This is a genomic window from Flavobacterium sp. CAN_S2 (genome assembly GCF_015752255.1).
Taxonomy (GTDB): domain Bacteria; phylum Bacteroidota; class Bacteroidia; order Flavobacteriales; family Flavobacteriaceae; genus Flavobacterium.
The window spans coordinates 305,672-331,222 of sequence record NZ_JADOVA010000001.1 but is presented as its reverse complement, the minus strand read 5'-3'; the positions used below and the strand labels follow the sequence as shown (position 1 = coordinate 331,222).

Genomic DNA, 25,551 nt, shown 5'->3' with positions numbered 1-25,551 from the left:
GTACATGAAAGTTAGTGAATTAAATTGAATTAACAAGTTCTTTAATAAGAATTGTTACCGAGTATCCTATAAGTTTAAAGAGGTAAAATACTGTTTATAGGCAAGATATTCAAACTCGCTTTAGCGGCTTAGATGGCTTTGCACTTGATGACTTTTGGTAGTTCAAATATTAATGTTTGGAATCACAAAAAAGAGATTTTTGTGTTGTTAAATCAATATTTTGGATATGATTTAAGCTACTAATTATAGATTTTTATTAAGTTTGAGGAATTTAGCAGTTCGTAACTACTTAGATTTAATTATTAAAAATTATTTAGTAGTACGAATGAGTTGGATAAAAACTATCAAAAAAAAGACAAAAAACAGCCAATCATTGATGCCATAAATTGCGTAATATATACCTGCCATTTTATCTTTTGTAAAAACTTCCGAAAGTGTGTTGTTTAACATCCAGTTCGTCCAATGCGTTGCATAAATCAATTTTTCGATGGCAAACACGCCGATTAGCCATTTTACTTTGTAATAAGTTTTAGAAACCGATATAAAAACACATCCCCAAACTACAATCATTAACAGACCAAAATTCGACATGGCTTGGGTATCATATTCTGGAATAACTGTATTGCTGAAAAACCGCGAAAAAACTAGTACTCCAAAAATGTTCATCAATCCAGAGAGTATAAAACCTTTTGTTATAAGTCCGTCTTTTATATTCATTTATAATTAATTTTAGGATGTATAATATAAAATAGTAGATAACGTCAGTTCCCCGAAGGGTTGGAACAAAAAACTCTACATGAAATATTTTTAGTAGATCAATAAGTAAATATATGTGATTTAAACTACAATGAAAATTATATAAGGAAAGAAAGTTAAAAGTTGGTATTGAATTAAAAAGAGAAAAATAGATATAAATCACTCCAATTAGACGACACTAAATCCTCTTGAAATTCTCTTTCAAAACTTTACGATAACTCAATAGTAACTGCCAGTGAACGGTTCTACCGTAAAAACGTGACAGGCTGTTCAACTGTAGTTTTATTGTTCGTGCTACGCACGCAAAGAAATTCTAGCTGTTAGCAGTAGTTTTATTTCGCAACTTGTTTTAATAATTCCGCAGTTTTTGGTTCGATTTCTCCGTTGAATTTTAATTCAGACGCTTTTTTGTCAGTCAGCATTTGGTAGAAAACACACGCGTTTAAAAAAGCTCCATATTTATTTGGGTGACTATCATCTTCATAAAGTTCTATTTCGGGATTTTTTGTTAAAACCTCGTAGAATTTATTTCCATTGTCAGATTTCAACAAGTTATTTTTCTGTGCAACTAAATCATAGGATTCATTTATTAGTCTAGTTTCTTGTTTTAAATTCTTAAGAGTTGGCGAACAACATCTTTCTTTTTCGATTGATTTATCTATCACTCTTGACGGATAACAATATTGTTTGGGATATTCATTTTTTGAAGGCCAAGTATTGAAAAGTATAAATTTGCATTTTGAATTAGAAACTAATTTTTTAATATCCGTTATAGCTTTGTTAATTTTTAAATCACGATTTTCAGGAATCAATACACTAACAGTTCCAGTTTGTAGAATAATAATATCCCAATTTTTTTCGGCTATTTTAATCTCAGTTTCTGTGGTTTCTCCAATTTCCTTTTTTCTTGCGCTAATTCCATTCTCTGTCCGAGATTCGATTATGTTATCCAAATGATCAGACAATGACATACCTGGAAAAGTGCTATGTTCAATTTTTATATTCGAATTTGTTTCATTCAACATCATTTGAAGAGTTTGAGGCATATCGTAAAAATAAGTCAGGCTGTTTCCAATGAACAAGACATTCAGTTCTTTAGATGATTGTGGCTTTTGAGATTTACAAATGGTAATTGTAAAAGCTAAAATGATTAGTAGAAATTTTCTCATAAATTACAGTTAACTAGTATATATACGAAACAAACTTTCGTATATACACTCAAATATGGTTATATTAGCGAAGGTTTCCATCGCTTTATTGATTTTCAAATATATTAAAAAATTCCTACAAATTATAAAGGAGAATCATTATTTACTCTAGGCTTTTTTTACTTTACAATAGAATAAATAGTAATCATTACCACTTATTTACGTCAGGAATAAAAGTAGAAATCCTCCCGATTTTTTCTTTTGAAGATTACTTCAACTAGTAGTTGTTTTTATAGAAGTTCACTGAAATTCATTTTCAGCGTCTAGTACAATGCACTTTTTTGGCTTATCAAGCCCAAATTTTGAATGGTAAAAGCAAATGGGTTTTTTGTTATCCGCTAATTTTAAACTATAAAAAATAGTGGACTTTGCGAAAAACTTTGCGAACTTTGCAGTCAAATAAATGAATATGAAAATAAATCCAAAACACGGAATTGACAAGCTCATTTTCGGAATGAAACAAAATGATGTTACCGCAATTTACGGTAAACCAGACCGCAATTATAAAGACGAGGATGATAATGTAATTTTTGCTTATAATAAATTAAAAATGCGTTTGACGTTCTATGTCGAGGAAGATTTTAAATTGGGTTATATCGTAGCGTCGAGTCCTGAACTGGAACTGTTTGGATACAAAATAATCAACAGAAAAATTAGTGAAGTTAAAAAAGATTTGGCTGGCAAAGGAATCACTAAATTTACTCAGGAAGAGTTTGATACGTTCGAAAATTATTTCAACGAAGAAAACTGGATGATTTTTCAAACTGAATTTGATGAGGTAGTGAAATTTGAAATTGGCGCCATTATCAATCAGAAAGATGAATTTGACTGGAAATTTGGAAAGAAATAGTTGAAGAAGGAATGTTGATCACGCGGACGAAACGGATAATTATCGGTTTTTAGTAATGTAGTCAGGATTAGTGGAGAATAAATAGCAAAAAAAAAACCCGATAGATTTCAAAATCTGTCGGGTTTCTTTATTGTATCCTTTTTGAGTTTTATTGTTTTGGAGCCGGCTGTTTTTCCAACATTTCCAATTCGAAAACAAGCATTGTATTAGGCGGAATAACGTTGCTAGCACCTCGTTCACCATACGCCAGATTTGATGGAATAAAAACTACTGCTTTATCGCCAAACGCCATATTGTCCAATCCTTCGATAAATCCAGGTATCATACCGTCTTTTTTTCCGGCTTCAAATGGGAAGGCTCTGTATCCGTTTTGAGCGGCACGATTTGCATCAAATTTTCCGTAAGTTTTGTTGACTTCTTCATAGCTGCTGTCAAATAGGGTTCCGTCTTCAAAATAACCGGCATAATGAAAATAAAATGTTGTTCCATTAGTTGGTTTTACTCCAGTTCCTTTCTCAATTATTTTATAGGATAATCCAGATGGTGTAGTGGTTGCTGTGGCTTTTACGGTGGCTAAATAGGCTTTTTTTGCAGCTACTACAGGACCGTATTTTTCCATGTACACTTTTTTGGCTTGCGCTTCTTGAGCTTCTCGTTTTACTCTGTTTTCAGCTTCTAGAGCAGCTTGTTTTGCTTTATTTTCAGCGTTGATTAAATCCTGTTTCTTTTGGTCTTCGGATTTATTGTTGAAATAATCAGCGAACACTTTTGGCGCATCAAATTTTTTGGCTAAAGCGCCTTTTCTTACGATGGTAATTTTTGTAATCACATCGCTTTGCGCAATTGAATTTACAATAGCCATTCCTTCAGTTACGTGACCAAAAACGGTATGTTTTCCGTCTAACCACGGGGTTGCTTTGTGGGTTATAAAAAACTGACTTCCATTAGTAGTGGGTCCAGAATTTGCCATAGAAAGAATTCCGGGTTTGTCATGTTTCAAGTCAGTGAATTCATCTTTAAATGAATAACCCGGACCACCAGAACCATTTCCAGAAGGATCTCCACCCTGAATCATGAAATCGTTAATGACACGGTGAAATTTTAGACCATCAAAGAACGGTTTTCCTTTCAGATTTTCCTGCGTTACAAATGTATTTTTACCTTCGGCAAGTGCAATGAAGTTTGCTACAGTTACGGGTGCTTTTTTGTATTCTAATTCCAATACAATATTCCCTTTATTGGTGGCGATTGTTGCAAAAATTCCCTCGATAACTACCGGAGCTTTAACAGCAGGCTTAACTGGTGTTTTTACAGTTGCTTTAGCTGTTGTAACCGTTTTTTTGGCAGGAATGGATTTCTTGATTGTTTGAGAATGTACGTTGACCATTCCCAGAAATAATAAAATTAGAATTTTAAATTTCATGTTGTGCTAATTTAAAGGCTTGTTTTTAATATTATTGGGGCGTTTTTTCTAATAATTCGATTTCAAAAATGATGTTTGCATTTGGTGGAATTACTCCTCCAGCGCCCGCAGCTCCATATCCTAAACGTGATGGAATGAAAATTACAGCTTTGTCACCAAAAGATAGTTGCTCCAGTCCCTCGATGAAACCAGGAATCATGCCATCTTTTTTACCGGCTTGAAAAGGGATGGGTTGGTATCCGTTTTGAGCGGCTCTATTTTCATCATATTTCCCAAATGTTTTTGCAACACTTTCAACACTGGCATCAAATAATTCTCCATCTTCCAGAAAACCGGCGTAGTGTATGAAAACATTTGCGCCATTAGCGGGTTTTTTACCACCGCTTTTTTTGGTAATCACATATTGTAATCCCGTAGGTGTTCTGGTAGCCTTTGCTTTTAAATCAGCAAATTCCGCCACTTTTTGTTCCCGAACTACTTTGTACTTTTCGTTGTATACTCTTTTGTTTTCAGCGTCGATAGCTGCTTTTTTCTTTTGATTTTCAGATTCTACAGCGAAATAATCAGTGAATACTTTTACAGCATTGAATTTTTTTGCCGCTTCACCATTTCTGATGATGGTTACTTTATTGATGTAATCGTTTTGTTCAATTTTGTTTACTACTTCCATTCCATTTTCAACTACATGACCAAAAATGGTATGTTTTCCGTCCAGCCAAGGTGTTGCAAGATGCGTAATAAAAAACTGGCTGCTGTTAGTCGTTGGTCCGTTATTGGCCATAGCCAAAACACCGCCTTTGTCAAATCTCAAATCTGAAAATTCATCTTTGAACTTATATCCTGTATCTCCAGAACCTGTTCCAAGTGGGTCTCCGGTTTGTATCATGAAATCTTTGATGACTCTGTGGAATTTTAATCCGTCGAAAAAAGGTTTGTTTTTAAGATTTTCATTCGTTACAAATTCATTTTTTCCTTCAGCTAAGGCTACATAATTAGCTACTGTAATCGGTGCTTTTTCAAAATCTAATTGTACAATTATTTCTCCTTTATTGGTTTCAATTTTAGCATATAAACCATCAGGAAGGTTGTTGTGTTCTTCTTTACAAGCGTAAAATGAAGCAATTACCAGGAATACGAATAGGATCTTTTTTTTCATTTCTAAATTTAATTTTATTGAGTTATAGTATCCGTAGTCTTACTTACGGCTGGGGTTTCTTTTTTTATTGGAGCGGCCACTGGAACTGCTTTTGTTTTTAGTTCACTTTCTTTTTTATAGACCGCCTCGGGTTTGAAATCGCGAAGCGTTACCGTACAAATTAAAGGTTGGTTAGTGCCAATTTTTTTGTTGTCTCCATGGTAGCCGTATCCCATATTTGATGGGAAAAGGAAATTGACCTTCTCGTTTTTACGCATCAATTTGATTCCGTCACGCAAACCCATCATTATATTTTGCTTGTCCACATAATATATTTGCGGTCTTAATTCTAATTCAGAATAGATGATGGTGCCTTTCAAGTCTTTGATTTCATAATCAAAAAAAGCGACATCTCCTTTTTTCGGAGTTAAAGAATCAATTTCATTTCGAGTCACATAGGAATACCAATATCCTTTTTTGGATGCCAGATAAACTACATTAGGATTACTTTTGATCAAATCCTGAATTTTAGTTTCCTCAGTGGCTACCAATTTTTTGTTACGCGCTATAGATTTCTTCATGAAACTTCCTGAAGCTTGAGAAATAGGTCTTCTGGCATCTTGTTGCTGTTTGCAACTTGAAACGAGGACAAAAAGAAAGAATATAATTGCGATTCGGCTACTATTTTTCATGGGATTATATGCTTAGTTTTGTTACTAAATCTTCAAATTTCCGAATCGTTTCTTCCATTGAGACTTCTGATTTTCCTCCCGCAGCATTGCGATGTCCACCACCGTTAAAATGGTCTCTTGAAAACTGATTGACATCAAAGTCACCTTGGGAACGGAATGAAATCTTGATGATTTTTTCTTCTTTATTTTCTATAAATATAGCGGTAAAAAGGATTCCTTTAATACTTAGTCCGTAATTTACAATTCCTTCCGTATCACCTTTTACATAATCAAAGGAATTCAATTCCTCCTGAGTAAGTGTTGTGTATGCTGTTTTATGTTCCGTTATCACTTTCATATTTTGAAGCGCTCTTCCCAATATTTGTAATCGTCCAAAAGAACTGTTGTCGAATAATAAGCTTGGAATTTCAGTGTTTTCAACGCCTAAATCAATTAGTTCAGCTACAATTCTATGGGTAGTTCCAGTTGTTTTTGGAAAACGAAATGAACCGGAGTCAGTTAAAATTCCAGTATAAATGCAAGTTCCAATGGTTTTATCGATGTCTTCTTTTTTTCCAAGATGCGATATGAAGTTATAAAGCATTTCGCATGTAGATCCAAACGAAGTATCTGAATAAGTTACCACAGCGTAATCATCCGGTTTTTGATGATGATCTATCATTACAAAAGGCGCGGTCAGTTTAGCTAAAACATGTTCCATTTCGCCGGTGCGATGCAACGCATTAAAGTCTAATGTAAAAATAAGTTCTGCATCTTCAAGAATTTTGGTGCAGTTTTGTTTGTCTTTTTCGAATATTTTAACGGTTTCTGAACCCGGCATCCAGGCCAGAAAATCTGGAAATTCATTTGGAGAAACGACTACAGGATGATGCTTGTTTTTTAATAAAAAATGGTACAAACCCAGAGTAGAACCCATGGCGTCTCCGTCAGGACCGCGGTGAGGGATTATTGCAATTTTTTTTGGAGTTGATAATAACAACTGTATCGCTTGAATGTCTTGTATTTTCATAGTCTGCGAAATTACATTTTTTTAATGTAATGTTGAAATCATTTCTACAATTAACAAACTTTTAGAAGGTTATAAAAAGTCGGTGTTTTTTCTTTTCAATTTTTTGTACAAATGGTATTTTGCTCCTCTTACAATTTGTGAATTGTAAATCCCCACTGACCCCGAAGAAAAGTAAGCGATTAGGCACGCAATTCCAATAAAAATGCCGCTTTCGATTCCAAAAAGTTCCATTCCCATAACCGTACAGGCAATAGGCGTATGAGTAGCTCCCGAAAAAACAGCCACAAATCCCATTCCTGCCAAAAGTGCTATCGGTAAAGGAACTATAAGCGATAAGGCGCTTCCCAATGTAGCACCAACAAAAAATAATGGTGTGACTTCTCCTCCTTTAAATCCGGCTCCTAGTGTAAATCCTGTAAAAAGTATTTTCAGCAGGAAATCATAGGAAGTATTTGGTGTCGAAAAAGCATCGACAATCATAGGGACTCCAAGACCAATGTATTTTGTGGTTCCAATAAAATAAACGGCCAGTGCTATGAAACATCCGCCTACGAAAGGGCGAAGTGGTGGAAATGAAATAGTTTTTGAAAATAAATATCCCCAAAAATGTGTGCTTCTGGAAAAAAGCATGGCGCCTAGGCCAAATAAAATGCTCACGAGAATTACCCAAAATAGAGTCGTAAAGTTATTTTCTGGCAGAAATGGAATTGCATAATGGCTGTGCTTTACGTGCCAAAGTTCTACCGTGAAATAAGCGATGAAAGCAACAAAAAAGGAAAGCACAATGCTTTTAAAATTGATTTTACTAAAATAAACGACTTCTAGAGCAAATAATGCTCCAGCTAAAGGAGTTCCAAAAATGGAGGCAAATCCGGCACTGATTCCTAAAATGAGGATTGTTTTTCTTTCGAATGCATCAAGTTGAAATAATTTTGTAAACTGGTCTGCTATGGCACCACCCATTTGTACGGCAGTTCCTTCCCGACCAGCTGAACCACCAAAAAGATGGGTGATGAGGGTTCCAAAAAGTACCAAAGGCGCCATTTTTAACGGAATGATTTTCTTCGGGTTTTCGTATTCTTCCAGCAATACATTATTCCCTTTTACCACTGATTTACCCCAATAATGATATCCCAATCCTATTGCCAAACCACCTATTGGCAAAAGCCAAATAATCCAATTATTGTTTTCTCGGATTTGAGTAACCCATTCTAAGGAAACCAGAAAAAAAGCAGATGCCGAACCGGAAAAAAAACCTATCAAAATACAAATAGAAATCCATTTGAGCAGCAGCGACGATATTTTTTTAGTTTCTTCCAAATTCATTAGTAAAATGGCAAATTGTTTTTTGCAAAAGTATTATAAACCTTCTTGAATTAATGGTTTTTCGGTGGCTATTGCGGTGAATTCAATTTCGACTAAGTATTCAGGGGCAACCAGTTTGCTGATTTCATAAAAACCGGTAGTAGGTTTAATGTCCTTAAAAAACAAGGCATGAGCTGAAGCAACGTCTTCAAATGTCGAAATATCAGTAGTAAAAATTCGGGTTCGGATGACATCTTCCATAGTTACTTTTAAGTCTTCTAAAACAACTTTTACGCGTTCTAAAATATTTACTGTTTGCGCATGCGCGTCATCAGCTTTTACTTTTTCACCATCAACTATCGCTACTGTGCCTGAAACTTCAATGATATTTCCTATTCGCACGGCTCTGCAATAGCCCATTTTGTCTTCCCATGGAGATCCTGTCAATATGTTTTCTCTTTTCATTTTAGTAGTTTCTTGTTGTTGTTTTCTTCGGTTTAAATAGTCATTTTGGTATGGCATAATATTTGCAAGTTAGAAAAAAAAGCGAAATAAAAACACCGATTTTAGATTAAAAAAGTTCAATTTTTTCAAGCGAATAGTAGCAGTTTTAATTTCAAAAATGTAATAAAAAGCAGATTTGGGAGTTATAAATGAAAGTTAAATTACTGCTTGATTCTTGAATAAATACGATGGGTTTTTTATTTTTAAAATTTTATAAGCACGGATAAACTAATTTAGAAAGTTATGAAAAGGATTTTATTTTTAATGATTACCATCAGTATGTCTTTGAGCGGATATGCCCAGAATGAATTTAGCTCGAAATTTAAAGCGATTCCACCTAAAGCTAATGCACCAAAAATAAAAAAAACAATTCCGCCGAAAGCAGATATTCCGCCTATCAATACACCAAACGTATTTAAAAACCCGGAAATTTTTAATCCAAAACCAAGTCCGTCGCTTCCTACTACGCCGGCAACTAATTTCTCCATGACTCCTAAAAACGAGTTTATCAATCCTGGGGACGTTTACAAAGACAAGTGGAATAAGAAAGAGGAAAATACGGAGGGTATTGTTTATCGAAAAAATCAAAATTTAGGAAATTTCTCCACTGGATCTGTTACCGCTAAAGTCATGTATCGCGATGCGGCCTATGTAGACGGGGATCAGATTCGAGTATATTTAAATGATAAAGTAATTCAATATCAAGTGAACTTAGACAGTAATTTTAAAGGTTTTGAAATTGTTTTAGAAAAAGGGTTCAACAAGATAGATTTTGAAGCCTTAAATCAAGGAAGTTCGGGGCCTAATACTGCTGAATTTAAAGTATACGATGATAAAGGAGGTTTGATATCAGCGAGTCAGTGGAATCTTGGAACTGGATTCAAAGCCACAATTATCTTAGTAAAGGAATAAATACATTCGTATAGAGAATAAAAAAACCGTTGAATGTAACTTACATTTCAACGGTTTTTTATTGTGATTTATTGTTTTCTAAAAAGGATCTGCGGTAACCTGAAATTTTATATCTGCTTTTATAGATACATCTTGAGTTATTGATTCTTTGGTTAAAGCTTTTGTTCTTAATTTAAAACTGGAAGCTTTAACATATTTATCTAATTTCGCAGTAGTACAAGTTAGATTTAAAGTATTTGAAGTGGAGTTGATATCATCTAAAAATGCCAATTCTATTTCGTCAGTGTCATTTGTAGAAATGTAGATGTGTATCGATTTCAAAAATGAAAATGATTTATTGGAGGGATTTGTTACCGTCAATTTCATCTCTTTCAACTTTACATCTTTCACTAATTCGGCATTTGTATTATTATTTTCAAATACAGAACTGGAATTTGACGGAATATCTGGAGTCACTACATCTAAAGCGATATTAGCAGGAAAGCCGGATGGAATTGTCACTGTAGTTTGATTGTCTATCGAAAAAGTCAATAAGTCATCAATTACACTGCAAGAAATAGCTATTAATCCAAAAATTGCAACTGCTATATATTTTTTTGTTTTCATCTTTTTTGTTTTTAGTAGATTATAAGGTTTACAAATGTACTCTTTTATATTTTAAACCTAATTTCAGGATAAATCCAAGTTTAGCTACAAGACTAGTTGTTTTTGCGGTAGACAAAAGAAATTATTTAAACAGTTTAAAAGAAAATAAATATTTTTCAAAATTCAATTTTTCAATTCAAAATATAAAAAGTATTTTTGCACATGCAACACAACGTACTTATTTTAGATTTCGGATCGCAATACACACAGCTTATTGCGCGTAGAGTTCGCGAATTAAATATATTCTGCGAAATCTTCCCTTACAATCATTTTCCGAGTGATTTATCATCTTATAAAGCAGTAATTCTTGGAGGAAGCCCTTTTTCTGTTAGAGGAGAAGATGCGCCACATCCAGATTTATCTCAAATTAGAGGAAAGCTTCCTATGCTGGCCGTATGTTACGGTGCGCAATATTTATCCCATTTTAGTGGTGGTGAAGTGGCGGCGTCAAATACCAGAGAATATGGTAGAGCAAATTTATCATTCATAAAGGAAGATGAAATTTTCTTTGAAGGAGTTTCTGAAAATAGCCAAGTTTGGATGAGTCATAGTGATAGTATCAAAGCTTTACCAACAAATGGCGTAAAACTGGCAAGTACTCATGATGTAGAATTTGCTGCTTACAAAATTGAAGGCGAAACTACATATGCAATTCAATATCATCCTGAGGTTTTTCATTCTACCGATGGATCGAAAATGCTAGAAAACTTTTTAGTAAAAATAGCAGAAGTTCCTCAAAACTTTACACCAAATGCCTTTGTTGAAGAAATGGTGGCTGAATTAAAGGAAAAATTGCAAGATGATAAAGTAGTTCTAGGACTTTCTGGCGGAGTAGATTCTACTGTGGCGGCAGTTTTATTGCACCAAGCTATTGGAAAAAATCTATACTGTATTTTTGTAAACAATGGTTTGCTTCGTAAAAACGAGTTCCAAAACGTATTAGACCAATACAAAGGAATGGGTTTGAACGTAAAAGGAGTGGATGCCGGAGATCGTTTCTTATCTGAATTAGCTGGTGTAAGTGACCCGGAAACCAAACGTAAAATTATTGGACGTGTATTTATCGAAGTTTTCGATGATGAATCACACCTTATAGAAGATGTAAAATGGTTGGCTCAAGGAACAATATATCCTGATGTTATCGAATCGGTTTCTGTAAAAGGACCTTCAGCGACAATCAAATCGCATCATAATGTGGGTGGTTTACCGGATTATATGAAACTGAAAATAGTGGAGCCGCTTCGTATGCTTTTCAAAGATGAAGTGCGTAGAGTAGGAGCTTCACTGGGAATTGATCCAGAATTATTAGGAAGACATCCTTTTCCTGGACCAGGATTATCCATTCGTATTTTAGGCGATATCACACCGGAAAAAGTGCAAATTTTGCAAGATGTAGATGCTGTTTTCATTGACGGGTTGAAATCTTGGGGATTATATGACAAAGTATGGCAGGCCGGAGCAATTTTGCTTCCTGTAAATAGCGTAGGAGTTATGGGTGATGAACGTACTTACGAAAAAGTGATTGCGCTTCGTGCCGTAGAATCTACTGATGGTATGACCGCGGACTGGGTACATTTGCCGTATGATTTCTTGATGAAAATTTCGAATGATATTATTAATAAAGTAAAAGGAGTCAATAGAGTTGTGTATGACATCAGCTCAAAACCGCCTGCTACAATAGAATGGGAATAATTTAGTTGTTTATATTCTTAGGACATCATTTTTTTAGCGGGAATGTTCCTCACATAAACGGTATCAGATTTTTGGAATAAAATTTGATACCGTTGCTTTGTTAAAGATTTAAATAATTTATAAATAAAAATGATGAAATATTTTTTTGCGATTTGTATGACTGCTTTGTTGTTTAGTCACAGTGCTTTTTCACAAGGGAAAACAATAACACACAAGGTAGAAAAAGGAGAAACAATCAATCAGATTGCACAGAAATACAAGGTTACTCCCTTTGATATTTACCAATTGAATCCAGATGCACAAAGTGGTCTTAAGCCGAATAGTGTATTGTTGATTCCAAATCAATCTACGAAAAATGCAGCTGTTATTCAGCCTAAAAAAGGAAGCGCTACTGTAACGCATCAGGTAATGCCAAAAGAGACTTTGTATGGAATAGAGAAAAAATATGGTGTCACGGATGAAGCATTAAAACAAGCGAATCCTTTTCTTGAAAAAGAAGGCTTGCAAATTGGACAAACGCTTACAATTCCTTCGAATGTTATTTTGAAAAATAGTGCTATTCCAGTCAATGAAAAAGTGGTGTATCATTATGTGCTTCCAAAAGAGACTAAATATTCTATAGCAAAGCAATACGGAATTACGATTGAGGAATTAGAACGCAAAAATCCTGAAGTAGTCACTAATTTACCCGAAGGATTTAAATTATTGATTAAAGGAAATCCCAAAACTTCGGTAGTAAAACCAGAGAAAACTGTTCCTGTTACTGAATCAAAAAAAGAGATTGTAACTACAAATCCAGTAAAAACGACTCCTACGGTAAATTACTTAAATTATACTGTAAAGCCCAAAGAGACCTTATATAGTTTGTCTAAAATGGCAGGTATGAGTCAGGAGGAATTAATAGGGCTGAATCCTGAATTAGCTCAAGGCGTTATTGAAGGCATGGTTTTAAAATTCCCTGCTACAATTACATTTTCTCCGGAAGCTAAAAAGGAATATACAGAATTGTCAAACTACAACCGAAGTAATGACAGAAAAAAGCTGGTACTGCTGTTGCCGTTTAATATATCTAAAATTGAAGGCGATACGGTCAATTCGACTGCAATGCGTCTCAAAAAAGATAAATTCTTGAATATGACGTTGGATTTTTATGCTGGAGCGTTAATTGCTATTGATTCGGCTAAAACATTAGGACTTAATATTGATGTGAAAATCTTCGATTCGCAGGAAACCAAAAACACTTCTAATGTTACTTCCATTATAAAAAATAATGATTTGGAAGATTCCGATGCGATTATTGGACCATTCTATCAAAGCAATGTTGAAAAAGCGGCCGAATTATTGTTGCCAAATCAAGTTCCTGTAATTTCGCCTTTGTCAAAAGATTTAGGAGTTTCCTACGCTAATATTTTTCAATCGATTCCAGCTCCTGAAACAGTCAAAAATGCCATGTTCGATTACATGCGTTCCAAAGGCGGCAATATGGTAGCGGTTGTCGATAAGAAAAAAGGTTCGGTTATTCAGTTTATCAAAGAGAATCATAAAGATGTTAGATTTTCTGCGCTTACCGCAAACGGTGGAGTTTCTGCTGAAAATTTGAAAAGTTTATTTGTAAAAGACAAGATAAACTATGTCATAATGGAAACTGGAAACACCGGAATGATAAAATCGACAATAGCGGCAATGTTGAGCGCTATGTCTTCGTATAAAGTACAACTGGTAATTTTGGAGCCTAATGAAACATTAGATACGGATGAAATTAATTTTGTGAATTTGACCAAATTAAAATTAATGTATCCATCAGTTACCCGTGAAAACGAATCTCCTGAAGCTCTAATTTTCGAAAAGGAATTTAGAAAGAAAAACAAAATTTATCCTAGTGTTTTTGCAACTCGTGGATTTGATTTAACTTTTGATACGATGTTGCGTTTATCACAGGATAAAAAATATCAGGAAACAATTGATGTTGCGGCAACGGAACAAATTGATAATAAATTTGAATTTTATAAAAAAGAGGACGGCGGTTATACCAATAAAGGAATCTATATTTTATATTACGACACGGATTTAACCATAAAAGAAGCGAATTAATGACATCAATAGTGACTTATTTAGGGGATTTGAGAACCTCTTCGATTCATTTGCAATCGGGAACCGAAATTCTTTCGGACGCTCCGGTGGACAATAACGGGAAAGGTGAGGCTTTTTCTCCAACTGATACTGTTGCAAACGCATTAGCAACTTGTATGATGACTATAATGGGTATCAAGGCACGAGAAATGCAAGTTGATTTAACGGGTTCAACCGCAGAAGTAATTAAAATTATGAATGCAGAACCGAGACGTATCGGTGCAATAGAGATTGCTTTTGAAATGTACGGAACGGCTGAGGAAAAAAACAGAACCATACTGGAAAGAGTGGCGATGACTTGTCCGGTTTTCTTAAGTTTACATCCTGAAATCGAGAAAAGAATAATTTTTAACTGGAAATAAAAAGATTTGAGAAGCAAGAGATAAGAAACAAGAAGTAGTAATAGTTCTTGTTTCTTATCTCTTGCTTCTTTTTTATAAAAAATGGATCAAAACCAAAAACAACTCATTAAGCTAGCCCATACAAAAATGCCTTTTGGTAAGTATGAAGGATGGTTTCTTATTGATATTCCTGAATACTACATTGTTTGGTACAGCAATAAAGGGTTTCCTAAAGGAGAATTAGGTGAACAGCTGAAATTAATTTACGAATTGAAACTTAACGGTCTGGAGGAGTTAATTCGGAATATAAAAAAACGCTATCCAAAACCATAAGATAGCATTTATTAGACTCCATAGATTTGTAGAGAATTGGATTTTGCTTTTTTTTTAACCAAAAAAGAGTCTGAAAATCTAACAGGCTAATATTCTAATAGTCCAATTAAATTTGTACTTTTGCCACGTTTTTTTACACAACTACAACACAAACAACAACAGAATGAATCAAACGAAATATATTTTTGTTACTGGCGGTGTGACTTCTTCTTTAGGGAAAGGAATCATTGCTGCATCTTTGGCAAAATTGTTACAAGCAAGAGGATACCGTACAACCATCCAAAAGTTTGACCCGTACATAAATGTAGATCCAGGGACATTAAACCCTTATGAACACGGGGAATGTTATGTTACTGATGATGGTGCAGAAACAGATTTGGATTTAGGGCATTACGAGCGTTTCTTGAATGTTCCTACTTCTCAGGCGAATAATGTGACCACTGGAAGAATATATCTTTCGGTTATTGAAAAAGAAAGAAGAGGGGAATTTTTAGGAAAAACAGTTCAAGTAGTTCCTCATATCACCAATGAAATTAAGGAAAGAATGCAGTTGCTTGGGAATTCCGGTGACTATGATATTGTAATTACAGAAATTGGTGGAACGGTAGGGGATATTGAATCTTTGCCTTACATCGAATCTGTTCGTCAGTTGGTTTGGGAATTGGGAGAGCATAACGGAATTGTAATTCACCTTACGTTGGTTCCTTATTTGGCCGCAGCTGGAGAATTGAAAACAAAACCCACACAACATTCCGTAAAAACCTTGATGGAAAGCGGAATAAAAGCGGATATTTTAGTGTGCAGAACAGAACATGAAATTTCTGAAGAATTACGCAATAAACTGGCTTTGTTTTGTAATGTAAAAAGAGAAGCAGTTATCCAATCTATCGATGCTTCGACTATTTATGAAGTTCCTAATTTAATGTTGGAAGAAGGACTTGATGTTGTTGCGTTAAAAAAATTGGATTTGCCTAAAAAAGCGGCTCCGGATTTAAAAAACTGGAATACTTTTTTACGCCGATTAAAAAATCCGAAACATACCGTGAATATCGGTTTGGTTGGAAAATATGTTGAAATGCAGGATTGTTACAAATCTATTTTAGAAGCATTCATTCATGCAGGTGCTGCTAATGAAACTAAAGTAAATGTGGTTTCCATTCATTCTGAACATATTGATGCCAGTAACATAAGCGAGAAATTTTCTGGTTTAGATGCAATTCTGGTTGCGCCAGGTTTTGGTGAAAGAGGAATTGAAGGCAAAATTGCAGCAGTGCAACATGCGCGTGAAAACAAAATGCCGTTCTTCGGAATTTGTTTGGGAATGCAAATGGCAATCATTGAATATTCAAGAAATGTTCTTGGTTATACTGATGCTAATTCAACTGAAATGAATGAACACACGGCTCATCCAGTGGTAAACCTTATGGAAGAGCAAAAAACAGTTACAGACAAAGGAGGGACGATGCGTCTTGGTGCATGGAAATGTGACATCAAAAAAGATTCATTGGCTTATAAAATATACGGAAAAGAAACGATTTCAGAACGTCACCGTCATCGTTATGAGTACAATAGTAATTATGTTGCGCAATTGCAAAATGCAGGATTGCTTGCTTCTGGAGTAAATCCTGATACCGGATTGGTTGAGATTATAGAGATAGAAAATCATCCGTTTTTTATTGGGGTACAATACCATCCGGAATACAAAAGTACGGTAGCGAATCCACATCCTATTTTTGTGAATTTTGTGGCAGCAGCTGTTCAGGCAAAGAAAAAATAGTTGTTGTTTTTTGAAACAATTTATCAAACTTCATACTAATAGATTAAACTTTTTTAAATATAATAATGGAACAAAAAAAATTTGACCTCAATTCGATTATCGGTTTTGCATTAATTTTTGGTATTTTGGTTTTTATCATGTACCAAAATCAACCGGACCCGAAAGTGGTTGCAGCTGAAAAAGCACAAAAAGAATTGTTGATTAGAGAAGCTAAAGCAAAAGAGTTAGAAGCTAAAACTGTGGCAAAAGCAACGGTTGCAGTGGCAGCTACAGGAGATTCTACTCAACTGGCGCAATTGCAAAAAACGCTAGGGAATTTTGCGTATTCAGCGACACTTCCCTCTGCGAAATCGGGCGTTACCACTATCGAAAACGATTTGGTTAAGCTAACAATTGCCAATAAAGGAGGTTATATTGTTGAAGCGACTTTGAAGCAATTCGAAAAGTTCAAGAAAGGTTCCGGACAATTAGTTCAATTGGTAAAAGACAATAATGCCAATTTAAATGTGCAATTACTAACTAGTGATAACCGTACTTTAAACTCTAAAGATTTATATTTTGAGCCTACTTTAACAAAAGTTGGAGCAGATCAAATATTGTCCATGAAATTGAAAGCGGGAGCCAATGAATTCTTAGAATACAAGTATATTTTGAAACCAAACGACTATATGATTGGTTTTGACATTCGTTCCCAAGGATTGAATAAAGTATTGAATACGGCAAAACCATTGGATTTAGAATGGAATTTGAAAACCTACAGAAATGAGAAAAGTGTTTCTTATGAAAACCGTTACACTGAAATTTATTTCGAACATGAAGAAGGGAAAATTGATTATGCCGGTTTAGGTCAATCAGAAGAATCTGATTTGGAAAAAGCAACTTTTATCGCTTTCAAACAGCACTTTTTCTCTACGATTCTTTTATCAAAAACGCCTTTGGCAACAGCAAAAGTGAAGTCTGATAATTTAGTTATAGATGATAAAATTGATACTACGTATACCAAACAATTTAAAGCTAATATTCCTTTGGCGTTTACCAATGGGGAATTAGATCACAAAATGAGTTGGTATTTTGGCCCAACGGATTATAAAACTTTAAAATCATACGATTTGAATCTTGAAAAAATTATCTCATTGGGTTGGGGGATTTTCGGATGGATCAACAAGTTTATTTTTATACCGTTATTCGGATTTTTAAGTTCTTACATTGCTTACGGAATTGCAATTATCATTTTTACGATTCTGATAAAAATTGCAATGTCGCCAATCACTTTCAAATCGTTCTTGTCACAAGCCAAGATGAAAGTTTTGCGTCCTGAAATTACAGAATTGGGTGAAAAATTCAAAAAAGACCCAATGAAAAAGCAACAGGAAACCATGAAGTTGTACAACAAAGCGGGTGTGAATCCTATGGCAGGTTGCATTCCGGCTTTGATTCAATTGCCATTTATGTACGCTTCGTTTCAGTTTTTCCCTTCAGCTTTTGAGTTGAGACAAAAAAGTTTCCTTTGGGCAGATGATTTATCTTCTTTTGATGAAATTATCCGTTTGCCTTTCTATATTCCTTTTTACGGAAATCACATCAGTTTGTTTCCAGTTTTGGCATCGATTGCGATTTTCTTTTACATGAAAATGACTTCTGGAGACCAGCAAATGGCTGCTCCACAACAAGAAGGAATGCCGGATATGGCGAAGATGATGAAAATCATGATCTATGTGTCGCCAATCATGATGTTGTTCTTCTTTAATAGTTATGGTGCCGGATTGAGTTTGTATAACTTTATTTCGAATCTAATTACTATCGGAATTATGATTGTCATCAAAAGATACTTTATTGACAGCGACAAAATTCATGCTCAAATTCAAGAGAACAAATTGAAAGAGCCAAAGAAACAAGGTAAATTCCAGAAAAAATTGCAAGAAGTGATGGAACAAGCCGAAGCTCAAAAAGCACAGCAAAAGAAAAAATAATTCCTTAAAAAGGTTTTAAAACAATTGCCCCCAAAAAGTTATAGACTTTTGGGGGCTTTTTTTATTAGTTGGAATGATTTAAAGAAAATACTGCTAAAATATAATCAAGATAGAAATTTAGTTATATTAGAAAATAAATGAAATCTAACGTTTATCAGACAAAACAGCCTGATTTAGTTGTGATAGGTCGGACATAATCAGACTTATTAACAAGTTGTGCGTCATTTATGCCAAACGAAAAAATCTAATATGGAAATAATTAATATCACAAATGGAAATTTCTCTTTGAATTCAGAAATGACTATAAAAGCAAATCAACATTTTAACGAAGTGAATGATTTTAATATAGAAGAGACAACTGATGATTTTGGAAATGACTATGAATGGGTTTATTTTAAAAATATAAAAATTGAAAACCTGTACTTTAATTTAGGCGTTTGCTTTTTTAAAACGAAAACTAAGTTCGTCACTTTCTCATTTTCAGATACTGATTCAAATAATAAAAATTGGGATAATTGGTCTGAAAATGAAGAACAGGCTAAATTAGAAAAATTTGAAAAATGGCTAAATGGAAAAATAGGAAAACAAAGGAAATTTAGTTGGGGAGAAATTTCAGCAAATTACGATCTTAAAGTAGGCGGAACAAGTATTCTAATAAATTACAATTAATATAAACGAACGCTCAACAGGCGTTTTGATATAGTGGGTTTTTAGTGGAATTTCCGTTTCGCATCACGTTTTCGTTAAACAGGAAATACACGTTTACGAAATCCCCACCATCTCAAAGTGCCGGAACGTTGGAAAAAAACCTAATGAGAAAGAATAAAATAGAAACATAATATGAACAAAGTAATCCTTGCTTTAAAATGGCTTAACTACATTTTAGTACTTTTAGCATTAATTACTTTCTTGTATACTGTAATTTTTAATATAAGTCCCTTTGGAATTATATTTCCCGCATACTTTATAATTTTTGCTTTTTCAAATTTGATTGTTTTAAGCTTTGTCAATAAAGCTTCTGGAAATCCAACTTTTCATGTTTTTAGGGATTGGGCTTTATTTCTTGCTCTTATAACTGTTTACTTTATAATAATTCTTTTAGTAAGCATAATTAAAAAATAGAAGATATTTGCTAACAGCGGTTATATTCAATTACTCATTTTGTGCCAGGGAATAAAATAATTTTCATAACTTGTTATTTCACTGCTCTACGAATTATTAGTCAGTTAGACTGGGCAAATGTCTCCGGCTTTGACTTCGTAACAATAGTCAACTAAAACAAAATGCTATTCCACAAAAAAAGCCCCAATCAAGAGACTTTTAAAAAATGAAATTATTTCTTCAATTTTTCCTTAAAAAAATCAATGGTTCGTGTCCAGGATAAAGTAGCGGCTTTTTCATCGTATCTCGGTGTCGTATTGTTATGAAAACCATGATTCACACCTTCGTAAAAATAAGCGATATGTTCTACTTTATTCTTTTTAAGGATAGCTTCAAAGGCTGGCCAACCTTCGTTCACGCGGGTATCTAAACTAGCATATTGCGCCATGATGGGCGTTTTTATTTTTTCGGCTTCAGCTGCAGTGGGCTGTCCACCGTAATACGGCACTGCGGCACACAATTTTGGTATTTTTACCGCCATCATATTGGCAATCCAACCGCCAAAACAAAATCCTACCACACCAATATGTCCATTGCAATCTTTGTGAGATTTTAGATATTCGTATGCTGCGATGAAGTCTTCGAGCATTTCCTCACGGGTACGTTTTTTTTGTAATTCTCGTCCGGCATCATCATTTCCGGGATAGCCACCCAGTGGCGATAAAGCATCCGGTGCTAAAGTGATGAATCCTTCCACAGCGGCTCTTCGTCCTACATCTTCAATATACGGATTTAGTCCGCGGTTTTCATGTACAACAATGATTCCGGGTAATTTCTTTTTGGTTCCAGTGGGTTGTGACAAAAGTCCTTTTATTGTTCCGCCACCTTTTGGAGATTCATAAGTGATGAATGCTGATTTTAGCCTTGGATCTCCGGGTTTTATCAAGATAGAATCAATATAATTGGGTGTCATAAAACTCAGAAGTGAAGGAAGTGTCAGCGTTCCTATTGCAAAAAGCGATAGTTTCTCGACAAATTGTCTTCTTTCAATTTTGTTATGGGCGTAATCATCGTACAAGTCAAATACTTCCTGACTGATATCTTCTTTGGTTAGTTTTTTCATAGCATTTTTTTGATTCAACTAATTTAGGAAAAAAAGTGATTGTTTTTAGTATTGGTCTAGCTTTCCTTTTTTTAGGGATTAATTTTCCAAAAAGAAAAGCCACTAATTCCACGAATTAATGAGTGTAAATTCGTGAAATCCGTGGCTGAATAAGCTATTCAATATTTGCGTGGTACTTATTTTATTTTTCTTCTACCAAATCAAAATTCACCATCCAATTGATGCCAAATTTATCAACAAGGGTTCCAAAATAGGCATTCCAAAAAGTATTTTCCATCGGCATGATAATTTTTCCGCCGGCTGAAAGTGCTTTGAAAAACTTGTCTGCTTCTTCCTTGCTCTCGGTATTAAGTGAAAGCGAAAAGTTATTGCCATAAATAGTTTCATTTCCAAAGGATTCAAAACTATCGCTACCCATAATCGCCGTTTCAGCACTTATAGGAAGCGAAACGTGCATGATTTTCTCGGCTTCTCCTGGAGGACAGGTTTGGCCTTCGGGTATTGGCATGTCTTTAAATCTACCAAAATAAGAGAATTCACCACCAAAAACGGATTTGTAAAAAAGAAAAGCTTCTTCGCAAAAACCATTAAAAGTGATGTAGGTGTTTACTGTTGCCATGATTCTAGTTTTAATGTGATTAATCAATTAACTTTTTTAATTCAAAGGAAATAAATCAGACCTGAAATCTAAGACCTGATGTAGTTAGCGAATGCAAGTTTACTATTTAGTCAGGTGCTTTTTGTACCAATCGATGGCTAAATCCGCGACTTCTTGCAATTTTCCGGGTTCTTCAAAGAGATGGGTTGCCGCTTCAACGATTTTTATTTCTTTTGGCGCTTCTAATGTATCATAAGCCATTTTATTCATAGTGATGACTGGAGTGTCAAGGCTGCCCACAATCAGTAGTGTAGGAGCAGTTACTTGAGGCAAATCGGATATTGCTAAATCTGGGCGACCGCCACGGGAAACCACCGCTTTTATTTTTTGCTTAAAATGCGCAGCGGCCCGCAATGCTGATGCTGCTCCAGTACTTGCCCCAAAATACCCTATTGGGAGTTCTTTAGTACTTTCCTGTTCCATTAACCATTGCGTTGTTGCTATTAATCGCTCACTAAGTAAATCAATATTGAATCGGTTTTCGTTTATTTCATCTTCTTCCTCCGTAAGCAAGTCAAAAAGGAACGTGCCTATGTGATATTGCTGAATGAGTTCTGCTACCATTTTGTTTCTGGAACTGAATCTGCTGCTACCGCTTCCGTGCGAAAAAATAACTATTCCAGTAGCATTTTCGGGCACAATCAAATCTCCTTTCAACGTAACTGACGCTAACGGAATATCTAAATCTAATTTTTCCATGATTTCTAATTTTAGGTATGTTTAAAACTTTTAAAATGATTATTCAGTTGTATTGATAACGTTCAGCATCCTAATTACTTCCTCGTCTTCCACCTGATTGAATTCTTCATATAAACTTCCCACTCCTCGGAAATAAGAGGACGCAATCAAATAAATAAATTCATCGGCATTTTTCTCAAATATCGATACAGTATCATAAGGCAATACAGGAACGGCAACAATTATTTTTGCAGGATTTTTTTTTCGGAGCATAGCAATACTGGCAAGCAAGGTGTTTCCTGTCGCAATGCCGTCATCTACGAGAATCACATTTTTATTCTCAATATCAATTGGTTTACGGTTGCCATTGTAGAGTTCGTATTTCTCTTGGAGGAGTTGTCGGAGTCGGTTAATCTCATGGTCGATGTAATTTTTTGTGACTTCGGGATGTTCATCAAGAATCATGGAATCCATGGAAACAGCGCCTATCGCAAATTCCTTGTTGTTGGGATGTCCAATCTTTTTAGAGAGTACAATATCTAAAGGAAGGTGTAAGGTTTTCGAAATTACAAATCCCACAGGAACTCCGCCTCGGGGAACGGCAAGAATTACGCTATTGGTATTTTGGTATTTTTTTAATTTCTCGGATAGTAAAAAGCCCGCTTCCGTTCTATCTTTTAATAACTGCTTGTACATAACGGTTGGTTTTAAAAATTTAAAAAATAATTTACGTAAATATACTGATTTTCAATTATATAGACTAAATTTATATTGTTTTACAATTCGAAAATTTTAGTTGTAATATTATAAAGTCACTAGTAGTTTGGTATACAGGGACTATTTCGTTTTTTAATATTGTGGCAGAATACGCATTACTTTTTTACTCGTTCCGTACTATTTATTATCCTTAACTCCAAAAAAGGAAATTCGCATTTCAATTCTTTTGATTGAAAAAGTGCAAAACGTAAGACACTGCGAGTCATATATATAAATCAAAAAATTTAAATATATTAGTAATTAATTTATTTCATAAATAATTGATTATCAGTGTTTTATGTTTATTTTTTTATTAAATTTATGCTTTAATTTAACAAGAAATCAAATCATGAAAAAATTGTACATTAATCGGCTTAATACAATTTCAAAATTTATTTTGTTAATTGTAATGATTACTTCTTATTCCGTTACAGCGCAAACTTTTACGGATAGTAATCTCCCTATTGTTATTATCACCACCGATAATGACCCGAACACAGGTTTGCCTCTCGAGATTCTCGATGATCCAAAAATTTTGGCAACCATGAAAATCATCAAGCGACCGGATGGAACCAGAAATTACCTGACGGATCAAAACACGGCTGGGTTTTTAAACTACACGGGCAGAATTGGTATTGAAATTAGAGGTTCTTCGACACAAACGCTTCCCAAAAAACAGTATAGTTTAACCACTTTAAAAGCAGATAATACTTCGAACAATAACGTAAGTATTTTTGGGATGCCAAGTGAAAATGACTGGATTTTGAACGGATTAGGGTTTGATCCTTCTTTAGTTAGGGACTATTTAGCGTATTATATGTCAAGAGAATTAGGAAATTATGCCTCTAAAACAGAATACTGTGAGGTAGTGATTAATGGTGATTACAAGGGATTGTATGTTTTTCAGGAAAAAATAAAATCCAATGAAAACAGAGTCAACGTTTTAAAGATTGAAGCAACTGATAATGCGCTACCCAATATCACTGGCGGATATATTACAAAAGCTGATAAAACCACCGGCGGCGACCCAGTAGCGTTTTGGATGGACGAAACTAAATTTGTGCATGATTTACCTAAACCTGAAAATGCGACACCAGAACAAACTCAATATATAGAAGCCGAGTTCAACAGAATGGAAGATCACGCCTATGATGATGATCTGGAAGATGGATATAGAACAATTATTGATGTGCCTTCGTTTGTCGATTTTATGTTAGTAAATGAGTTGTGCTCAAACGCAGATGTGTATCAATCCAGCACTTTTTTCCATAAAGACCGTGGTGGAAAATTACGAGCAGGTCCAGTTTGGGATTTTAACCAAGGTTTTGGAAGTACATTTACAAATAGCAGTCACGTAGATCAATGGCAGTTTAATAACGGGAATAGGATAGGGCCGCCATTTTGGAGCTATTTATTTGATAATGGCGATTTTAAATGTTACCTCTCTAAACGATGGAATGAAGTAAAAGCGCCTGGCAAGCCCTTGAACAAAGATGCCCTGATTACTTATATGGATAATGCCTTAACTTACATTAGCGAAGCGATTCCGCGAGAGCAACAAAGATGGGGAACCCTAAACGATCATGATGTTGATGTAAATCGAATTAGAACTTTTATTGTTGACAGAACCACTTGGATTACAAATAATATAGGATCTTTTACAAACTGTGCTAATGTTTCGTTGCCACCTTTGGTAATAACTAAAATCAATTATAATCCTAAAACGTCAACGAGTTTTCCGGTTAGTAATGATTTAGAGTTTATAGCTTTGCAAAACATTAGTGATCGATCCGTAAATCTGTCCGGGGTTTATTTTAGACAATTAGGATTGACGTATCAGTTTCCGTTCAATTCGACTATTGGAGCAAATGAAACCATCTTTTTGACCAGTAATAATACTACTTTTCAAAGTAAATATGGAATAGTTCCTTTTGGTCAGTTTGTCCGAAACTTATCTAATAAATCTCAGAAAATTGTTTTGGCTGATGCCGATGGAAATATAATAGACTCAGTAGAATATTTTGATGCGGCGCCTTGGCCAACAACACCTGATGGCGGTGGTACGTATCTGGACTTAATAAGTACTACTTTAGATAATAATTTAGCATCAAGTTGGGTTGCTACTAATAATGATACTTTAGCAAACCGTTCGTTTTTAGCTTCTTCAACGCTTACTATTTATCCAAATCCAGTTTCAAATACACTACGAATCCAGGCAAGTAAACCGATGACTGGTGTTAAAATGTTTAATGTTTTGGGAGCTTTGGTACATGAAATTAAAACAGATTCCGAAAATATAAATATGGATTTGAGCGCGTATTCCAGTGGCATTTATTTTTTAACGATTTATAATGATGAAGGTTTTACCAGCAGAAAAATCATCAAAAAATAATTTAAACATTCTGTTTTACAAATAGGGAAGCAGATAAGTAATAGTGTGAACTGTTACTTATCTGTTTTTTTTGTGAGTAACTGTAAGTATATTTAGTTGTGATTATTTCTGTAGATTATTGTTTTAGAATAATTTTATTACAAGATGCTTTCTAATTGTAG

23 protein-coding genes are annotated in these 25,551 nt (G+C 34.5%); 10 read left to right on the top strand and 13 right to left on the bottom strand.

Annotated elements, in window-relative coordinates:
• Positions 1–309: 309 nt before the first annotated feature.
• Complete coding sequence (locus IWX80_RS01540) at positions 310–717, bottom strand: hypothetical protein (protein WP_196851886.1); 408 nt, start codon at positions 715–717, stop codon at positions 310–312.
• A 371-nt stretch (positions 718–1,088) separates the two neighbouring features.
• Entirely contained in the window at positions 1,089–1,925 is an 837-nt protein-coding gene (locus IWX80_RS01535) for a DUF4886 domain-containing protein (RefSeq protein WP_196851885.1), read from the bottom strand.
• 448 nt (positions 1,926–2,373) lie between these two features.
• Between IWX80_RS01535 and IWX80_RS01530 the strand changes: the two genes are divergently transcribed.
• On the top strand, positions 2,374–2,814 hold the full coding sequence (locus IWX80_RS01530; RefSeq protein ID WP_196851884.1) for a hypothetical protein: 441 nt from the start codon (positions 2,374–2,376) through the stop codon (positions 2,812–2,814).
• A gap of 148 nt (positions 2,815–2,962) precedes the next feature.
• On the opposite strand, the gene IWX80_RS01525 is transcribed toward IWX80_RS01530, so the two are convergent.
• The 6 genes from IWX80_RS01525 to IWX80_RS01500 form a co-directional block, all read right to left on the bottom strand.
• Positions 2,963–4,237 (bottom strand): peptidylprolyl isomerase, encoded by a 1,275-nt coding sequence (locus IWX80_RS01525; RefSeq protein WP_196851883.1) that lies wholly within the window; start codon positions 4,235–4,237, stop codon positions 2,963–2,965.
• A gap of 31 nt (positions 4,238–4,268) precedes the next feature.
• A complete protein-coding gene (locus IWX80_RS01520) occupies positions 4,269–5,393 on the bottom strand; it encodes a peptidylprolyl isomerase (protein ID WP_196851882.1) in 1,125 nt (374 codons plus the stop codon).
• 14 nt (positions 5,394–5,407) lie between these two features.
• Positions 5,408–6,064: a gliding motility-associated peptidyl-prolyl isomerase GldI gene (gldI, locus tag IWX80_RS01515; protein WP_196851881.1), complete on the bottom strand. Its 657-nt coding sequence runs from the start codon at positions 6,062–6,064 to the stop codon at positions 5,408–5,410.
• A gap of 4 nt (positions 6,065–6,068) precedes the next feature.
• Entirely contained in the window at positions 6,069–7,073 is a 1,005-nt protein-coding gene (locus IWX80_RS01510; protein WP_196851880.1) for a DHH family phosphoesterase, read from the bottom strand.
• 69 nt (positions 7,074–7,142) lie between these two features.
• Positions 7,143–8,399 (bottom strand): voltage-gated chloride channel family protein, encoded by a 1,257-nt coding sequence (locus IWX80_RS01505; RefSeq protein WP_196851879.1) that lies wholly within the window; start codon positions 8,397–8,399, stop codon positions 7,143–7,145.
• Between the two features lie 33 nt (positions 8,400–8,432).
• Positions 8,433–8,843, bottom strand: coding sequence for a RidA family protein (locus IWX80_RS01500; protein ID WP_196852919.1), 411 nt, complete (start codon positions 8,841–8,843; stop codon positions 8,433–8,435).
• 282 nt (positions 8,844–9,125) lie between these two features.
• Between IWX80_RS01500 and IWX80_RS01495 the strand changes: the two genes are divergently transcribed.
• A complete protein-coding gene (locus IWX80_RS01495; protein ID WP_196851878.1) occupies positions 9,126–9,794 on the top strand; it encodes a hypothetical protein in 669 nt (222 codons plus the stop codon).
• A 78-nt stretch (positions 9,795–9,872) separates the two neighbouring features.
• Here the strand turns inward: IWX80_RS01495 and IWX80_RS01490 are convergent, their stop codons facing one another.
• Positions 9,873–10,400, bottom strand: coding sequence for a hypothetical protein (locus tag IWX80_RS01490; RefSeq protein WP_196851877.1), 528 nt, complete (start codon positions 10,398–10,400; stop codon positions 9,873–9,875).
• Between the two features lie 201 nt (positions 10,401–10,601).
• Between IWX80_RS01490 and guaA the strand changes: the two genes are divergently transcribed.
• The 7 genes from guaA (at position 10,602) to IWX80_RS01455 (ending at position 19,351) form a co-directional block, all read left to right on the top strand.
• Positions 10,602–12,131: a glutamine-hydrolyzing GMP synthase gene (gene guaA, locus IWX80_RS01485; RefSeq protein WP_196851876.1), complete on the top strand. Its 1,530-nt coding sequence runs from the start codon at positions 10,602–10,604 to the stop codon at positions 12,129–12,131.
• Between the two features lie 129 nt (positions 12,132–12,260).
• Complete coding sequence (locus tag IWX80_RS01480) at positions 12,261–14,222, top strand: LysM peptidoglycan-binding domain-containing protein (protein WP_334682179.1); 1,962 nt, start codon at positions 12,261–12,263, stop codon at positions 14,220–14,222.
• Positions 14,222–14,623 (top strand): OsmC family protein, encoded by a 402-nt coding sequence (locus IWX80_RS01475; RefSeq protein ID WP_196851875.1) that lies wholly within the window; start codon positions 14,222–14,224, stop codon positions 14,621–14,623. Before IWX80_RS01480 ends, IWX80_RS01475 begins: the two co-directional genes overlap by 1 nt.
• An 81-nt stretch (positions 14,624–14,704) precedes the next feature.
• The gene (locus tag IWX80_RS01470) at positions 14,705–14,935 is read left to right on the top strand and encodes a DUF3820 family protein (protein ID WP_091209127.1); all 231 of its coding nucleotides are present in this window, start codon (positions 14,705–14,707) and stop codon (positions 14,933–14,935) included.
• Between the two features lie 163 nt (positions 14,936–15,098).
• Positions 15,099–16,712, top strand: a complete 1,614-nt coding sequence (locus IWX80_RS01465; RefSeq protein WP_196851874.1) for a CTP synthase — start codon at positions 15,099–15,101, stop codon at positions 16,710–16,712.
• 65 nt (positions 16,713–16,777) lie between these two features.
• Entirely contained in the window at positions 16,778–18,682 is a 1,905-nt protein-coding gene (yidC, locus tag IWX80_RS01460) for a membrane protein insertase YidC (RefSeq protein WP_196851873.1), read from the top strand.
• A gap of 249 nt (positions 18,683–18,931) precedes the next feature.
• Entirely contained in the window at positions 18,932–19,351 is a 420-nt protein-coding gene (locus tag IWX80_RS01455) for a hypothetical protein (protein WP_196851872.1), read from the top strand.
• A 664-nt stretch (positions 19,352–20,015) separates the two neighbouring features.
• Here the strand turns inward: IWX80_RS01455 and IWX80_RS01450 are convergent.
• The 4 genes from IWX80_RS01450 to IWX80_RS01435 form a co-directional block, all read right to left on the bottom strand.
• Positions 20,016–20,906: a dienelactone hydrolase family protein gene (locus IWX80_RS01450; RefSeq protein ID WP_196851871.1), complete on the bottom strand. Its 891-nt coding sequence runs from the start codon at positions 20,904–20,906 to the stop codon at positions 20,016–20,018.
• Between the two features lie 181 nt (positions 20,907–21,087).
• Positions 21,088–21,525 carry a VOC family protein gene (locus IWX80_RS01445; protein WP_196851870.1) on the bottom strand — a complete coding sequence of 146 codons (438 nt, stop codon included), beginning with the start codon at positions 21,523–21,525 and terminating at the stop codon, positions 21,088–21,090.
• Between the two features lie 102 nt (positions 21,526–21,627).
• Positions 21,628–22,263: a dienelactone hydrolase family protein gene (locus IWX80_RS01440; protein ID WP_196851869.1), complete on the bottom strand. Its 636-nt coding sequence runs from the start codon at positions 22,261–22,263 to the stop codon at positions 21,628–21,630.
• Between the two features lie 39 nt (positions 22,264–22,302).
• Entirely contained in the window at positions 22,303–22,938 is a 636-nt protein-coding gene (locus IWX80_RS01435; RefSeq protein WP_196851868.1) for a phosphoribosyltransferase, read from the bottom strand.
• 409 nt (positions 22,939–23,347) lie between these two features.
• On the opposite strand from IWX80_RS01435, the gene IWX80_RS01430 reads away from it, so the two are divergent.
• Positions 23,348–25,390, top strand: coding sequence for a CotH kinase family protein (locus tag IWX80_RS01430; protein ID WP_196851867.1), 2,043 nt, complete (start codon positions 23,348–23,350; stop codon positions 25,388–25,390).
• The last annotated feature ends 161 nt before the right edge of the window (positions 25,391–25,551 follow it).

Bases quoted from the DNA above. Each gene is read 5' to 3' on its own strand.
- IWX80_RS01540 (WP_196851886.1), bottom strand. From the start codon at position 717: ATGAATATAAAAGACGGACTTATAACAAAAGGTTTTATACTCTCTGGA.
- IWX80_RS01535 (WP_196851885.1), bottom strand. From the start codon at position 1,925: ATGAGAAAATTTCTACTAATCATTTTAGCTTTTACAATTACCATTTGT.
- IWX80_RS01530 (WP_196851884.1), top strand. From the start codon at position 2,374: ATGAAAATAAATCCAAAACACGGAATTGACAAGCTCATTTTCGGAATG.
- IWX80_RS01525 (WP_196851883.1), bottom strand. From the start codon at position 4,237: ATGAAATTTAAAATTCTAATTTTATTATTTCTGGGAATGGTCAACGTA.
- IWX80_RS01520 (WP_196851882.1), bottom strand. From the start codon at position 5,393: ATGAAAAAAAAGATCCTATTCGTATTCCTGGTAATTGCTTCATTTTAC.
- gldI (WP_196851881.1), bottom strand. From the start codon at position 6,064: ATGAAAAATAGTAGCCGAATCGCAATTATATTCTTTCTTTTTGTCCTC.
- IWX80_RS01510 (WP_196851880.1), bottom strand. From the start codon at position 7,073: ATGAAAATACAAGACATTCAAGCGATACAGTTGTTATTATCAACTCCA.
- IWX80_RS01505 (WP_196851879.1), bottom strand. From the start codon at position 8,399: ATGAATTTGGAAGAAACTAAAAAAATATCGTCGCTGCTGCTCAAATGG.
- IWX80_RS01500 (WP_196852919.1), bottom strand. From the start codon at position 8,843: ATGAAAAGAGAAAACATATTGACAGGATCTCCATGGGAAGACAAAATG.
- IWX80_RS01495 (WP_196851878.1), top strand. From the start codon at position 9,126: ATGAAAAGGATTTTATTTTTAATGATTACCATCAGTATGTCTTTGAGC.
- IWX80_RS01490 (WP_196851877.1), bottom strand. From the start codon at position 10,400: ATGAAAACAAAAAAATATATAGCAGTTGCAATTTTTGGATTAATAGCT.
- guaA (WP_196851876.1), top strand. From the start codon at position 10,602: ATGCAACACAACGTACTTATTTTAGATTTCGGATCGCAATACACACAG.
- IWX80_RS01480 (WP_334682179.1), top strand. From the start codon at position 12,261: ATGATGAAATATTTTTTTGCGATTTGTATGACTGCTTTGTTGTTTAGT.
- IWX80_RS01475 (WP_196851875.1), top strand. From the start codon at position 14,222: ATGACATCAATAGTGACTTATTTAGGGGATTTGAGAACCTCTTCGATT.
- IWX80_RS01470 (WP_091209127.1), top strand. From the start codon at position 14,705: ATGGATCAAAACCAAAAACAACTCATTAAGCTAGCCCATACAAAAATG.
- IWX80_RS01465 (WP_196851874.1), top strand. From the start codon at position 15,099: ATGAATCAAACGAAATATATTTTTGTTACTGGCGGTGTGACTTCTTCT.
- yidC (WP_196851873.1), top strand. From the start codon at position 16,778: ATGGAACAAAAAAAATTTGACCTCAATTCGATTATCGGTTTTGCATTA.
- IWX80_RS01455 (WP_196851872.1), top strand. From the start codon at position 18,932: ATGGAAATAATTAATATCACAAATGGAAATTTCTCTTTGAATTCAGAA.
- IWX80_RS01450 (WP_196851871.1), bottom strand. From the start codon at position 20,906: ATGAAAAAACTAACCAAAGAAGATATCAGTCAGGAAGTATTTGACTTG.
- IWX80_RS01445 (WP_196851870.1), bottom strand. From the start codon at position 21,525: ATGGCAACAGTAAACACCTACATCACTTTTAATGGTTTTTGCGAAGAA.
- IWX80_RS01440 (WP_196851869.1), bottom strand. From the start codon at position 22,263: ATGGAAAAATTAGATTTAGATATTCCGTTAGCGTCAGTTACGTTGAAA.
- IWX80_RS01435 (WP_196851868.1), bottom strand. From the start codon at position 22,938: ATGTACAAGCAGTTATTAAAAGATAGAACGGAAGCGGGCTTTTTACTA.
- IWX80_RS01430 (WP_196851867.1), top strand. From the start codon at position 23,348: ATGAAAAAATTGTACATTAATCGGCTTAATACAATTTCAAAATTTATT.